13 protein-coding genes are annotated in these 14,080 nt (G+C 57.2%); 11 read left to right on the plus strand and 2 right to left on the minus strand.

Annotation, left to right across the window (positions count from 1 at the left end):
• The first annotated feature begins 23 nt into the window (after window positions 1-23).
• The 11 genes from hycB (at window position 24) to hypF (ending at window position 11,266) form a co-directional block, all read left to right on the plus strand.
• Window positions 24-632, plus strand: coding sequence for a formate hydrogenlyase subunit HycB (gene hycB, locus NA330_RS07205; protein ID WP_001079164.1), 609 nt, complete (start codon window positions 24-26; stop codon window positions 630-632).
• Entirely contained in the window at window positions 632-2,458 is a 1,827-nt protein-coding gene (hycC, locus tag NA330_RS07210; RefSeq protein WP_023241763.1) for a formate hydrogenlyase subunit 3, read from the plus strand. Before hycB ends, hycC begins: the two co-directional genes overlap by 1 nt.
• Window positions 2,459-2,460: 2 nt before the next feature.
• On the plus strand, window positions 2,461-3,384 hold the full coding sequence (locus NA330_RS07215) for a respiratory chain complex I subunit 1 family protein (RefSeq protein ID WP_000110563.1): 924 nt from the start codon (window positions 2,461-2,463) through the stop codon (window positions 3,382-3,384).
• 17 nt (window positions 3,385-3,401) lie between these two features.
• Window positions 3,402-5,111: a formate hydrogenlyase subunit HycE gene (gene hycE / locus NA330_RS07220; RefSeq protein WP_001288155.1), complete on the plus strand. Its 1,710-nt coding sequence runs from the start codon at window positions 3,402-3,404 to the stop codon at window positions 5,109-5,111.
• Between the two features lie 9 nt (window positions 5,112-5,120).
• Entirely contained in the window at window positions 5,121-5,663 is a 543-nt protein-coding gene (hycF, locus tag NA330_RS07225; RefSeq protein WP_000493773.1) for a formate hydrogenlyase subunit HycF, read from the plus strand.
• Window positions 5,663-6,430 carry a formate hydrogenlyase subunit HycG gene (hycG, locus tag NA330_RS07230; protein ID WP_000067419.1) on the plus strand — a complete coding sequence of 256 codons (768 nt, stop codon included), beginning with the start codon at window positions 5,663-5,665 and terminating at the stop codon, window positions 6,428-6,430. The genes hycF and hycG overlap by 1 nt, the downstream gene beginning before the upstream one ends.
• Window positions 6,427-6,837 carry a formate hydrogenlyase maturation HycH family protein gene (locus NA330_RS07235; protein ID WP_000003725.1) on the plus strand — a complete coding sequence of 137 codons (411 nt, stop codon included), beginning with the start codon at window positions 6,427-6,429 and terminating at the stop codon, window positions 6,835-6,837. Before hycG ends, NA330_RS07235 begins: the two co-directional genes overlap by 4 nt.
• Window positions 6,830-7,300: a hydrogenase maturation peptidase HycI gene (gene hycI, locus NA330_RS07240; RefSeq protein ID WP_023241765.1), complete on the plus strand. Its 471-nt coding sequence runs from the start codon at window positions 6,830-6,832 to the stop codon at window positions 7,298-7,300. The genes NA330_RS07235 and hycI overlap by 8 nt, the downstream gene beginning before the upstream one ends.
• Window positions 7,301-7,324: 24 nt before the next feature.
• Window positions 7,325-8,134, plus strand: a complete 810-nt coding sequence (locus tag NA330_RS07245; protein WP_023241766.1) for a hypothetical protein — start codon at window positions 7,325-7,327, stop codon at window positions 8,132-8,134.
• 200 nt (window positions 8,135-8,334) lie between these two features.
• The gene (gene hydN / locus NA330_RS07250) at window positions 8,335-8,880 is read left to right on the plus strand and encodes an electron transport protein HydN (RefSeq protein WP_001078788.1); all 546 of its coding nucleotides are present in this window, start codon (window positions 8,335-8,337) and stop codon (window positions 8,878-8,880) included.
• Window positions 8,881-9,025: 145 nt separating this feature from the next.
• Window positions 9,026-11,266 carry a carbamoyltransferase HypF gene (hypF, locus tag NA330_RS07255; protein WP_080164317.1) on the plus strand — a complete coding sequence of 747 codons (2,241 nt, stop codon included), beginning with the start codon at window positions 9,026-9,028 and terminating at the stop codon, window positions 11,264-11,266.
• 96 nt (window positions 11,267-11,362) lie between these two features.
• Here hypF and norW read toward each other — a convergent pair whose 3' ends face one another.
• Window positions 11,363-12,496, minus strand: coding sequence for an NADH:flavorubredoxin reductase NorW (norW, locus tag NA330_RS07260; RefSeq protein ID WP_023195231.1), 1,134 nt, complete (start codon window positions 12,494-12,496; stop codon window positions 11,363-11,365).
• The gene (norV, locus tag NA330_RS07265) at window positions 12,493-13,932 is read right to left on the minus strand and encodes an anaerobic nitric oxide reductase flavorubredoxin (RefSeq protein ID WP_023241768.1); all 1,440 of its coding nucleotides are present in this window, start codon (window positions 13,930-13,932) and stop codon (window positions 12,493-12,495) included. The genes norW and norV overlap by 4 nt, the downstream gene beginning before the upstream one ends.
• Window positions 13,933-14,080: the final 148 nt, after the last annotated feature.

Genomic DNA, 14,080 nt, shown 5'->3' on the forward strand with positions numbered 1-14,080 from the left:
GACAATCACCTGAGGAATGCCTGGTGAATCGTTTTGTAATTGCTGACTCCACTCTCTGTATCGGCTGCCACACCTGTGAGGCCGCCTGTTCAGAGACGCATCGCCAGCATGGCCTGCAGTCAATGCCGCGCCTGAAAGTGATGCTGAATGAAAAAGAATCTGCGCCGCAGCTTTGTCACCACTGTGAAGATGCGCCATGCGCCACGGTATGCCCGGTTAACGCGATTAATCGCGTTGACGGCGCTGTCCAGCTTAATGAAAGCCTGTGCGTGAGCTGCAAACTGTGCGGTATTGCCTGTCCGTTTGGCGCTATTGAGTTTTCCGGCAGCCGTCCGCTGCATATTCCGGCGAACGCCAATACGCCGAAAGCGCCGCCCGCGCCGCCAGCGCCTGCGCGCGTCAGTACGTTGCTCGACTGGGTGCCGGGCGTACGCGCTATCGCGGTGAAATGCGACCTGTGCAGCTTTGACGAGCAAGGCCCGGCCTGTGTGCGGATGTGCCCGACTAAAGCGCTACACCTGGTGGAGAACACGGATATCGCCCGCGCCAGCAAACGTAAACGTGAGCTGACGTTTAATACCGATTTTGGCGATCTCACCTTGTTTCAGCAGGCTCAGAGTGGGGATGCATAATGAGTTCACTTTCACTGATTACTAGCGGCGTCGCGTGGTTTGCCGCCGCCGCCGTTCTGGCGTTTCTGTTTTCGTTTCATAAAGCGCTGAGCGGCTGGATTGCCGGTATCGGCGGCGCGGTCGGCAGCCTGTGTACGGCAGGCGCGGGGTTCACCGCGCTGACCAGCGTCGTTACGGTTAGCGGCGTGATGCCGTTTACCGGTCACATGCTGCAAATTACGCCGCTGAATGCTATCTGGCTGATTACGCTGGGGCTGTGCGGTCTGTTTGTCAGCCTGTTCAATATCGACTGGCATCGCCATCCACAGGTAAAAGCCAACGGACTGTTGATCAACCTGCTGATGGCGGCAGCCGTCTGCGCCGTGGTCGCCAGTAACCTGGGGACGATGGTGGTGATGGCGGAAATCATGGCGCTCTGCGCCGTGTTCCTCACCGGCGGTAGCAAAGAGGGCAAACTGTGGTTTGCGCTGGGCCGTCTCGGTACGCTGCTGCTGGCAATCGCCTGCTGGTTGGTGTGGCAGCGCTACGGCACGCTGGATCTGGGGCTGCTGGATCAACGTGCTCAGCAACTGCCGCTGGGCTCCGATATCTGGCTGCTCGGCGTTATCGGCTTCGGTCTGCTGGCCGGGATTATCCCGCTACACGGTTGGGTGCCGCAGGCGCACGCCAACGCCAGCGCTCCCGCCGCCGCGCTGTTCTCGACCGTGGTGATGAAAATCGGGCTGCTGGGCATTCTCACGCTATCTCTGCTTGGCGGCAATGCGCCGCTGTGGTGGGGCGTGGCGCTGTTGGTGCTTGGAATGATCACCGCCTTTGTCGGCGGTCTGTACGCGCTGATGGAGCATAACATTCAGCGCCTGCTGGCCTATCACACGCTGGAAAATATCGGCATCATTTTGCTCGGTCTGGGCGCAGGCGTTACCGGGATTGCTCTCAATCAGCCGGTACTGATCGCGCTGGGTCTGACCGGCGGGCTCTATCACCTGCTGAACCATAGCCTGTTCAAAAGCGTGCTGTTTCTGGGCGCGGGCAGCATCTGGTTCCGTACCGGTCATCGCGATATCGAAAAACTGGGCGGTATTGGTAAACGGATGCCGGTTATTTCTATCGCCATGCTGGTCGGTCTGATGGCGATGGCCGCGCTGCCGCCGCTGAACGGCTTTGCCGGCGAGTGGGTGATTTATCAGTCCTTCTTCAAACTGGGCAACAGCGGCGCGTTTGTTGGTCGTCTGTTAGGACCGCTGCTGGCGGTTGGCCTGGCGATTACCGGCGCGCTGGCGGTGATGTGTATGGCGAAAGTGTACGGCGTGACGTTCCTTGGCGCGCCGCGCACGAAGGAAGCTGAAAACGCCAGCTGCGCGCCGATCCTGATGGGCGTCAGCGTGGTGGCATTGGCGATTTGCTGCGTACTGGGCGGGGTTGCCGCGCCGTGGCTGCTGCCGATGATTTCCACTGCGGTACCGTTGCCGCTGGAAACCGCGCACACCACCGTATCGCAGCCGATGATCACGCTGCTGTTGGTCGCCTGTCCGCTACTGCCGTTCATCATTATGGCGATGTTCAAAGGCAACCGTCTGCCGTCGCGTTCTCGCGGCGCGGCCTGGGTGTGCGGCTACGACCATGAGCAGTCGATGGTGATTACCGCGCACGGTTTCGCCATGCCGGTGAAAGAGGCCTTTGCCCCGGTACTCAAACTGCGTAAATGGCTGAACCCGGTATCGCTGGTGCCGGGCTGGCAGAACGCGGCGGCCGCGGTGCTGTTCCGTCGTCTGGCGCTGATTGAGCTGGCGGTGCTGGTGGTGATTGTGGTTTCACGAGGAGCCTGAAAATGAGTGTGTTTTATCCGTTAATTCAGGCGCTGGTGCTATTTGCCGTTGCGCCATTGCTGTCCGGTATTACTCGCGTGGCGCGCGCCCGTCTACACAATCGCCGTGGGCCGGGCGTGTTGCAGGAGTACCGCGACATTATCAAACTGCTCGGTCGCCAGAGTATTGCGCCCGCTGATTCCGGCTGGGTTTTTCGCCTGACGCCGTTTGTGATGGTCGGCGTGATGCTGACTATCGCCACCGCGCTGCCGGTCGTCACCGTTGGATCTCCGTTGCCGCAACTGGGTGATTTAATCACCCTGATTTACCTGTTCGCCATCGCGCGCTTCTTCTTCTCTATTGCAGGCCTGGATACCGGCAGTCCGTTCACCGCGATCGGCGCCAGCCGTGAAGCGATGCTCGGCGTGCTGGTGGAGCCGATTCTGCTGCTGGGTCTGTGGGTCGCCGCGCAGGTGGCGGGTTCAACTCATATCAGCAATATCGCCGATACCATTTATCACTGGCCTGTCGCGCGCAGTATTCCGCTGATTCTGGCGCTGTGCGCCTGCGCCTTCGCCACCTTTATCGAAATGGGCAAGCTGCCGTTCGACCTGGCGGAAGCGGAGCAGGAGTTGCAGGAAGGGCCGTTGACCGAATACAGCGGTAGCGGCTTTGCGGTGCTGAAATGGGGCATCAGCCTTAAGCAACTGGTGGTGCTGCAAATGTTCGTCGGCGTGTTTCTGCCGTGGGGACAGATGGAAACCTTCAGCGCAGGCGGACTGTTGCTGGCGCTGGTGATTGCCGTCGTCAAGCTGATTGTCGGCGTACTGGTGATCGCCCTGTTTGAAAACAGCATGGCGCGACTGCGTTTTTGCGCCACTTCACGCGTGACCTGGGCCGGTTTTGGGTTTGCGTTTTTAGCCTTCGTCTCCTTGCTGGCGGCGTGATTTAAGAGAGTTTGAGCATGTCTGAAGAAAAATTAGGTCAACAATACCTTGCGGCGCTGCACCAGGCGTTTCCGGGCGTCGTGCTGGACGAAGCCTGGCAGACCAAAGATCAGCTGACTATTACGGTGAAAGTAAACTATCTGCCGGAAGTGGTGGAGTTTCTTTACTACCAGCAGGGTGGGTGGCTGTCGGTGCTGTTCGGTAATGACGAACGCCAGTTGTGCGGCCACTATGCCGTTTATTACGTGCTGTCGATGGAGCAGGGCACGAAGTGCTGGATTACCGTCCGCGTTGAAGTGGATGCCAATAAGCTGGAATTCCCATCCGTTACGCCGCGCGTACCGGCTGCCGTGTGGGGTGAGCGCGAAGTACGCGACATGTACGGTTTAATCCCGGTCGGTCTGCCGGACGAGCGCCGTCTGGTGCTGCCGGACGACTGGCCGGATGAACTCTATCCGCTGCGTAAAGACAGCATGGATTATCGTCAGCGCCCGGCGCCGACCACCGATGCGGAAACCTACGAGTTCATTAACGAGCTGGGTGACAAGAAAAATAACGTGGTGCCGATTGGCCCGCTGCATGTTACTTCTGATGAACCGGGCCACTTCCGTCTGTTCGTCGATGGCGAAAACATTATCGACGCCGACTACCGCCTGTTCTACGTCCACCGTGGTATGGAAAAACTGGCGGAAACCCGCATGGGTTATAACGAAGTCACCTTCCTGTCGGATCGCGTGTGTGGTATCTGCGGCTTCGCCCACAGCACCGCCTACACCACTTCCGTGGAAAACGCGATGGGCATTCAGGTGCCGGAGCGTGCGCAAATGATCCGCGCTATTCTGCTGGAAGTGGAACGCCTGCACTCGCATCTGCTCAACCTTGGCCTGGCCTGTCACTTCACCGGCTTTGACTCCGGCTTTATGCAGTTCTTCCGCGTGCGTGAAACCTCCATGAAAATGGCAGAGATACTGACCGGGGCGCGCAAAACTTACGGACTGAACCTGATCGGCGGGATTCGCCGCGATCTGCTCAAAGAGGACATGATCCAGACCCGTCAACTGGCGCAGCAGATGCGTCGTGACGTGCAGGAGCTGGTGGACATGCTGCTGAGCACGCCGAATATGGAACAGCGTACCGTGGGTATCGGCCGTCTGGACCCGGAAATTGCCCGCGACTTCAGTAATGTCGGCCCGATGGTGCGTGCCAGCGGTCACGCCCGCGACACCCGCGCCGACCACCCGTTTGTGGGCTATGGCCTGCTGCCGATGGAAGTGCACAGCGAGCAGGGCTGCGATGTGATTTCTCGTCTGAAAGTCCGTATCAACGAAGTCTACACCTCGCTGAATATGATCGATTTCGGTCTGGATAATCTACCGGGCGGCCCGCTGATGGTGGAAGGCTTTACCTATATTCCGCACCGTTTTGCGCTCGGCTTTGCCGAAGCGCCGCGTGGCGATGATATCCACTGGAGCATGACCGGCGACAACCAGAAGCTTTACCGCTGGCGCTGTCGTGCGGCGACCTACGCCAACTGGCCGACGCTGCGCTATATGCTGCGCGGCAACACCGTCTCCGATGCGCCGCTGATTATCGGCAGCCTCGACCCTTGCTACTCCTGTACCGACCGGATGACCGTGGTCGATGTGCGTAAGAAGAAGAGCAAAGTCGTGCCGTACAAAGAACTTGAGCGCTACAGCATTGAGCGTAAAAACTCGCCGCTGAAATAAGGAATCGCCATGTTTACCTTTATCAAAAAAGTTATCAAAACCGGCACGGCGACCTCGTCTTATCCGCTGGAGCCGATTGCGGTTGATAAAAACTTCCGCGGCAAGCCGGAACATAATCCGCAGCAGTGCATCGGCTGCGCCGCCTGCGTTAATGCCTGCCCGTCGAACGCGCTGACGGTGGAAACCTTACTGGCAACCAATGAGCTGGCGTGGCAGTTCAATCTTGGCCGCTGCATCTTCTGCGGTCGCTGCGAAGAAGTTTGCCCGACGGCGGCGATCAAACTGTCGCAAGAGTACGAACTGGCAGTGTGGAAGAAAGAAGACTTCCTGCAACAGTCCCGCTTTGCGCTGTGCAATTGCCGCGTGTGCAATCGTCCTTTCGCCGTACAGAAAGAGATTGACTACGCCATTGCGCTGCTTGCGCACAACGGCGACAGCCGCGCGGAAAACCACCGCGAAAGCTTTGAGACCTGCCCGGACTGTAAGCGTCAGAAATGCCTGGTGCCGTCCGACCGTATTGAACTGACTCGCCATATGAAAGAGGTCAGCTAATGAGCAATTTATTAGGCCCGCGTGACGCCAACGGCATTCCGGTACCGATGACGGTGGATGAATCCATCGCCAGCATGAAAGCGTCTCTACTGAAAAATATTAAGCGTTCGGCATACGTTTACCGCGTGGACTGCGGCGGCTGTAACGGCTGTGAAATCGAAATCTTTGCGACGCTTTCGCCGCTGTTTGATGCCGAGCGTTTCGGTATCAAAGTGGTACCGTCGCCGCGTCATGCCGATATTCTGCTGTTTACCGGCGCGGTGACCCGCGCCATGCGCTCTCCGGCGCTGCGCGCCTGGCAGTCGGCGCCGGACCCGAAAATCTGTATCTCTTACGGCGCCTGCGGCAACAGCGGCGGCATCTTCCACGATCTCTACTGCGTGTGGGGCGGTACCGACAAAATCGTCCCGGTGGATGTGTATATTCCAGGCTGCCCGCCAACGCCTGCGGCGACGCTGTATGGCTTTGCGATGGCGCTTGGCCTGCTGGAGCAGAAAATCCACGCCCGCGCGCCGGGTGAGCTGGACGATCAGCCCGCAGAGATCCTGCATCCGGATATGGTGCAGCCGCTGCGCGTGAAGGTGGATCGCGCGGCGCGCCGGCTGGCGGGTTATCGCTATGGTCGTCAGATCGCCGATGATTACCTGACACAGTTGGGGCAGGGCGAGCAGCAAGTGGCGCGTTGGCTGGAAGCGGAAAACGATCCGCGTTTAACCGAAATTGTCACCCATCTCAATCATGTTGTTGAAGAGGCGCGTATCCGATGAGCGAACAGGTGGTGTTCAGTCAACTGAGCCGTAAGTTTATTGATGAGAACGATGCGACGCCTGCCGAGGCGCAGCAGGTTGTCTATTACAGCCTGGCGATTGGTCACCACCTGGGGGTTATCGATTGTCTGGAGGCCGCGCTCACCTGCCCATGGGATGAGTATCTGGCGTGGATCGCCACCCTGGAAGCCGGTAGCGATGCCCGGCGTAAAATGGAAGGCGTGCCGAAGTATGGCGAGATCGTCATCGATTTCAACCATGTGCAAATGCTGGCGCGCGCGTTTGATGAGGCGCGCGCCGCGCAGACCCCGCAGCAGCAAGAATGGAGCAAACTGATGCTCAGTATGCTGCATGACATTCATCAGGAAAGCGCCATCTACCTGATGGTGAGGAGGCTTCGTGACTGACGTTTTACTCTGTGTCGGCAACAGCATGATGGGCGACGACGGCGCAGGCCCGTTACTGGCGGAAATGTGTGCGGCGCAGCCGAAGGGCAACTGGGTTGTCATCGACGGCGGCAGCGCGCCGGAAAACGACATTGTGGCGATTCGCGAACTGCGCCCGCAGCGTCTGTTGATTGTCGACGCCACCGACATGGGACTTAATCCGGGCGAGATCCGCATTATCGATCCGGATGATATCGCCGAAATGTTTATGATGACCACCCACAATATGCCGCTCAACTACTTGGTCGATCAGCTGAAAGAGGATGTCGGCGAGGTGATTTTTGTTGGTATCCAGCCGGATATCGTCGGGTTTTATTATCCGATGACTCAACCGATTAAGGACGCGGTAAACACTGTCTATCAGCGCCTGGAAAGCTGGCAGGGAAACGGCGGATTTGCCGCGCTGGAAGCGCCGGAGGCGTAAAATGCGTACCCATTGGACGGATTTGTGTTCCCCGGCATAGGCGGTAAGAAGAACGTGAAGGTTATCGTATGGAGCGGACTGCTATTTTTCTGCATCGCCGCGCGCGCACTGGCCACCGGTTTTGTCGGTTACCTGCCGATGAGCGACGGTGAATATGCGCAAAAGCGTGCGCTGAAGCCGCTGTTGACCCTGCCTTATTCTGTATCGCCCGACCAGACCTGGCATTTTCGCCAGGTCGGAGTCAGTGGGGTGACGCTACTGCCGGAGCCGAAAAAAGATAACGAATGGCGGATTAGCGGAAAAGACAGAGCTGGTAATTCGTGGGTTGTCCCGGTGGGAATACTGATTAATTTGGCGGGTAATGCGCAATTTTATCGCGCTGACCTCGATCGTAACGGCATTCAGGACCTGGTTATCTGGTTAGGCAATCCTGGGTTGGGCCTGGCGCCGAGCGCGAAATACATCATTTTCACCTTTCTCAAGAATGGCCGCCCCTGCGTCTTTGAACCGTGGGGGTTTTATACCGCGACCGATACTGGCGTCGATGATTTGCTTGATTTACAGGGCAATGGGCGCACGCAACTGTTGGATATGCAGTTTGACTCAGGCTACTGGATAACCAATTTATATCAGGTGAAGGACGCTCGCTGGCAGCGCGTACACGGCTGGTTTGGCCGGTTGAGTTATCCGGCGCTGACCCGTTTTAATCACTATCCTGGCCGTAAATTAATTATCAAACCTATTGCCGGAAGGAATCCGCAAACGGACGATCTTTCCCTTACGCAGCGCTGTTTAATACGCGGTAACGTATTGCCAGGCGTTAATCAGGATTGATGCCAGTTGCGGTGCAGAATCGGATGGCTATCACTGTAAATCTTGACCACCACTGGCGACATTACGTGTCATCGACACTTGTGACGATGACACGTAAATGCTCACGAAAATAGAAATAATATTCTTAAATAACAATGAAATAAAAATTGGCACGATTCGTGTATATATCGGCACATCATCTGTTATTGCTGGAGAATTTGATGAACCGTTTCATCATTGCAGACGCGAGTAAGTGCATTGGTTGCCGTACCTGTGAAGTGGCTTGCGTCGTATCCCATCAGGAAAATCAGGATTGCGCATCGCTGACCCCTGAAACCTTTTTACCTCGTATCCATGTCATCAAAGGCGTGAACGTTTCCACGGCAACGCTGTGTCGCCAGTGTGAAGACGCGCCGTGCGCCAACGTTTGCCCGAATGGCGCCATCAGCCGTGACAAAGGCTTTGTTCATGTGATGCAGGAACGCTGCATTGGCTGTAAAACTTGCGTAGTGGCATGTCCTTACGGCGCCATGGAAGTGGTGGTACGTCCGGTGATTCGCAATAGCGGCGCGGGGCTGAACGTGCGTGCCGAAAAAGCCGAAGCCAACAAGTGCGATCTGTGTCACCACCGTGAAGCCGGTCCGGCCTGTATGGCCGCTTGCCCAACGCACGCCCTCATCTGCGTGGACCGCAATAAGCTCGAACAGCTAAGCGCGGAAAAACGCCGTCGTGCGGCGCTGGATTCAACGGCATCGCTGCTTTTCTGATTTCTGCGATTGCGCGTAGAATACGCCACAAAGCATTGCCGGATGGCGGCATCAATGCCTTATCCGGTCTACGGTCCGTGCGGTTGTAGGCCTGATAAGCGTCGCGCCATCAGGCATCCGGGTTCGATGATGGCGGGAAAATAAGATGGCGATAGACACACCTTCCGGCGTACAGCTACGCATTCGGGGCAAAGTACAGGGCGTCGGTTTTCGTCCTTTTGTCTGGCAGCTGGCGCAGCAGTTGCAATTACACGGCGACGTGTGTAATGACGGCGACGGCGTCGTCGTTCGGCTGCTGGAAGATCCGTCGCAATTTATTGCCGCGCTCTATCAGGATTGCCCGCCGCTGGCGCGCATTGACAGCGTTGAACACGCGTCGTTGGTATGGGAGCGCGCACCGACGGATTTCACCATTCGTCAGAGCGCAGGCGGTTCGATGAACACGCAAATCGTGCCGGATGCGGCGACCTGCCCGGCATGTCTTGCCGAGATGAATACCCCAGGCGAGCGGCGCTACCGTTATCCTTTCATCAATTGCACCCACTGCGGACCACGCTTCACCATTATTCGCGCTATGCCTTATGACCGGCCATTTACGGTGATGGCGGCGTTTCCCTTGTGTCCGGAATGCGATAGCGAATACCGCGATCCGTACGATCGCCGTTTTCATGCCCAGCCCGTTGCCTGTCCGTCATGCGGGCCGCATCTTGAGTGGCTGAGCCAACATGAACGAGCGGAAAAAGAGGCGGCTTTGCAGGCGGCGGTCGCCCAACTGAACGCCGGAGGCATTATTGCCGTTAAAGGGCTGGGTGGTTTTCATCTGGCCTGCGACGCGCGCAACGATAACGCAGTGGCGATGCTGCGGGCGCGTAAACATCGTCCGGCGAAACCATTGGCGGTGATGTTGCCCACGGCGCAAACGCTGCCGACCGCGGCGCGTTCGCTGCTGACCACGCCAGCGGCCCCGATTGTACTGGTGGATAAGCAGTATGTACCTTCACTGAGTGAGGGCATCGCGCCAGGACTTACGGAAGTGGGCGTGATGCTGCCAGCCAACCCATTGCAACACTTCTTGTTGCAGGCGCTCAATTACCCGCTGGTGATGACATCCGGCAACCTGAGCGGCAAACCGCCCGCCATCACCAACGAACAGGCGCTGGACGATTTACACGATATTGCCGATGGTTTTCTGTTGCACAATCGCGACATTGTACAGCGCATGGACGACTCTGTCGTACGCGACAGCGGCGAAATGCTGCGTCGTTCGCGGGGATACGTGCCGGACGCGATTGCGTTGCCGCCCGGATTTCGCGATGTGCCGCCGATACTTTGTCTGGGCGCGGATCTGAAAAACACGTTCTGTCTGGTACGCGGCGAACAGGCGGTTGTCAGCCAGCATTTGGGCGATCTCAGCGATGACGGTATCCAGGCGCAGTGGCGCGAGGCATTGCGTTTGATCCAGTCAATCTACGATTTTACCCCAGAGCGTATCGTCTGTGATGCGCATCCGGGCTATGTTTCCAGTCAGTGGGCCAGTGAGATGCGTCTGCCGACAGAGACGGTGTTACACCATCATGCCCATGCGGCGGCTTGCCTGGCCGAGCATGGTTGGCCGCTGGACGGCGGAGAGGTGATTGCCCTGACGGTAGACGGTATCGGCATGGGTGAGAATGGCGCGCTATGGGGCGGAGAATGTTTGCGGGTCAATTATCGCGAATGCGAACATTTAGGCGGTTTACCCGCCGTGGCGCTGCCGGGAGGCGATCTGGCTGCCAAACAGCCGTGGCGTAATCTGTTAGCGCAGTGCCTGCGCTTTGTGCCGGACTGGCAGGATTACCCGGAGACAGCGGGGCTGCAACAGCAAAACTGGAGTGTCCTGGCGCGCGCCATTGAGCGCGGCGTCAATTCCCCGTTGGCCTCTTCCTGCGGGCGGTTGTTTGACGCGGTGGCTGCCGCGCTTCGCTGCGCGCCAGCATCGCTTAGCTATGAGGGCGAGGCCGCCTGCGCGCTGGAGGCGCTGGCCTCTCAATGCGCTAACGTTGAGCATCCGGTAACGATGCCGCTTAACGGCGCTCAACTGGACGTCGCTGTTTTCTGGCGGCAATGGTTGAACTGGCAGGCCACGCCCGCGCAACGCGCCTGGGCTTTTCATGATGCGCTGGCGTGCGGGTTTGCCACGCTAATGCGCCAACAGGCTACGGCGCGGGGGATAACCACTCTGGTCTTCAGCGGCGGGGTGATACACAACCGCTTACTGCGCGCGCGTCTTGCCTTTTATCTTTCTGATTTTAAATTGTTATTTCCGCGGCGGTTACCAGCGGGCGACGGCGGGCTGTCGTTTGGACAGGGCGTGATTGCCGCAGCGCGAGCGTTAAGGGAAGTGTAGGGCGCCGGATGGCGGCTGCGCCTTATCCGGCCTGTAAACAGATGCTCACTCGTAGGCCGGATAAGACGCGAAGCGGCGCCATCCGGCATCACAGGCTTATACGGACAACGTTTTCAGCAGTGCAAAGGCCTCTTTCATGCGGTCTTCACTCACCACAAAGGCGCGTAGCTGGCCTTCTCCACTCATGCCTTTGGCAATCATACCGTCAGATTCTGCGGTAATCTGCCAGCTTAAATCGCGGCGCTGAGTTTCTCCCGCCAGATGCAGCGGCAGTTCCGGCGTTTTGACTTTGACCAGCATCGCCGGTAGCTTCAGCGGCGCGTTGCCGCCGAGCAGATTTTTCGCCAGGTACATCGCGCTTAACTGGATCGGTTGCAGGAAGGGCAGCACCTGACCATTGATTTCCGCGCAATCGCCGATCGCATAAATATCCGGGTGACTGGTCTGTAGATAGCTATCCACGCAGACGCCGCGGTTGACGACTACCCCGGCGCGGCGCGCCAGAGCGGTTTCCGGGCGTAAGCCGCTGGCGGCAATCACCGCATCGACCTCAATACTATGCTGGCTTACCAGCGTAGCGCGGATACCGGCTTCGGTTTTCTCCAGTTTTTGCAACTGCGATTTCAGCAGCAGATGCACCCCCATATCGGTCAGGTGATGCTGTAAGCGGCTGCTCACTTCCGGTGGCATCAGTGAGGCGAGAAGGCTGGCGGCGTTATCCATCAGCGTTACCGTTTTCCCGGCGCGGCAGAAATCCATTGCTAATTCACTGCCAATGAGACCGCCGCCGACAATCAGCACTCGCTGCGCGTCGCGCAGTTGTGTCTCACAGGCTCGGTACTCCTGCTGGCTATTCAAAGTAAGCATTAACTCACGTCCTGCAATCGGCGGCACAAAGGCTGTCGCCCCGGTCGCCAGTACCAGCTTGTCGTACTGCCACTGCTTATCCTGACTTTTCACCACATGGGCATCGGCATCAATGTCAGCAACCCTGGTATGCGGGAACAGTCGCAGATTAAACTGTTCAGCAAATTCCCCCGCTAACTGGCGGGTGAGATCATCGGCGCGCTGCGACTGGCTGATAACGTGGCTGAGATCGGGCTTGTTGTACTCATCCATGCTGTCCGCCGCAATCAGGGTTAACGGCACATGCGCATCTTGTTTACGGATATTTTTGACGAGCTGGCGGGCGGCGAAGCCCGACCCAATAATGATGATCCCCCGACTCATTTTGCCTCCGTCGCCAGTACGTCGAACACGTCTTTACCTAATGAACATTCCGGGCACAGGAAGTTATCCGGCACGTCGCTCCACGGCGTACCCGGCGCGACATCCTGCAACGGTTCGCCCAGCGCAGGGTCGTAAATCCACTGGCATACGCTGCATTGCATTTTGGGGCCGAGGTCTGCGGCGGCGCAGGTTGTGGTTTCTTCGACTGACGCGGTTTTCTGTGTGGTTTCCGGCAGCGGAGCAAGCGCCCACTGACGGGCGATGTCGCGACCATGCTGACGGCACAACTCCAGCGCATCCAGATCCGGACGCCATTTCGCTTTCAGACTCAGAGACATTTCAAAACCGGCATCCTGTAAGCGCGTGGACAGTCGGTCCACAGCGCCGCCGCTCCAGCCATGAGAACCGAAGGCGCTGGCTCGTTTGTTGCGAAAGCGCAGGCCGGTCATCTCTTCCACCAGACCAGCGATTTTCGGCATCATCACGTTGTTCATGGTAGAAGTGCCGACCAGCACGCCTTTCGAACGGAAGACGTTGGTCAATATTTCATTTTTATCGCTGCGGGCGACGTTAAAGATTTTGACCGCCACGTTGGGGTCCACTTCATTGATACCCTGTGCGATGGCATCCGCCATCATGCGAGTATTGTTCGACATGGTATCGTAGAAAATAGTGATACGATCTTCCTGATAATCTGCCGCCCATTTCAGATACAGCTCCACGATTTGCGTTGGGTTGTCGCGCCATACCACGCCGTGTGAGGTGGCAATCATATCCACCGGCAGGTTGAAGCCGAGGATTTCGGTAATTTTTGGCGTTACCAGACGGCTGAACGGCGTCAGGATATTGGCGTAGTAGCGCTGGCATTGTTCAAACAGTTCGGTTTGGTCCACTTCATCATTGAACAGGCGCTCGTCGCAGTAGTGCTGACCAAAGGCGTCGTTGCTGAATAACACCGCGTCGCCGGTCATATAGGTCATCATGCTGTCCGGCCAGTGCAGCATCGGCGTTTCCACGAAGATCAATTGTTTGCCGTTGCCGATATCCAGCGTATCGCCGGTTTTCACCACCTTAAAATTCCATTCCGGATGATGATGATGGCCGTTGATAGAATCAATGGCGTTGGCGGTACAGTAGATAGGCGTGTCCGGGATCTGCGCCATCAGTTCGGTCAGCGCGCCTGCATGGTCTTCTTCGGCATGGTTAATGATGATGTAGTCGATATCCGCGAGGTCGATTTCACTGCGCAGGTTTTGCACAAACTCACGGCTAAACTTATGATCGACGGTATCGATCAGCACATTCTTTTCTTCACGAATGAGATAGCTGTTATAGCTGCTGCCGCGCAGCGTTTTGTATTCAGTGCCGTGAAAATCACGTACTTCCCAGTCGCGTTGGCCAACCCAATGAATATTATTTTTAACCAGAATAGACATAACCACCTCAATTCATTCAACGTTTACAAAAAGTTGTTTTGCTTATTGCAGGTAGTGTGCCAACTTTTCATCTTATTGATTTGTATTAAGTTATATTGGTTTTTTATTTTTGATGTAGTCAAAAAGACTATAAATGATGCTGTCAATA

This window comes from Salmonella sp. NW722 (assembly GCF_051702785.1).
GTDB lineage: Bacteria > Pseudomonadota > Gammaproteobacteria > Enterobacterales > Enterobacteriaceae > Salmonella > Salmonella enterica.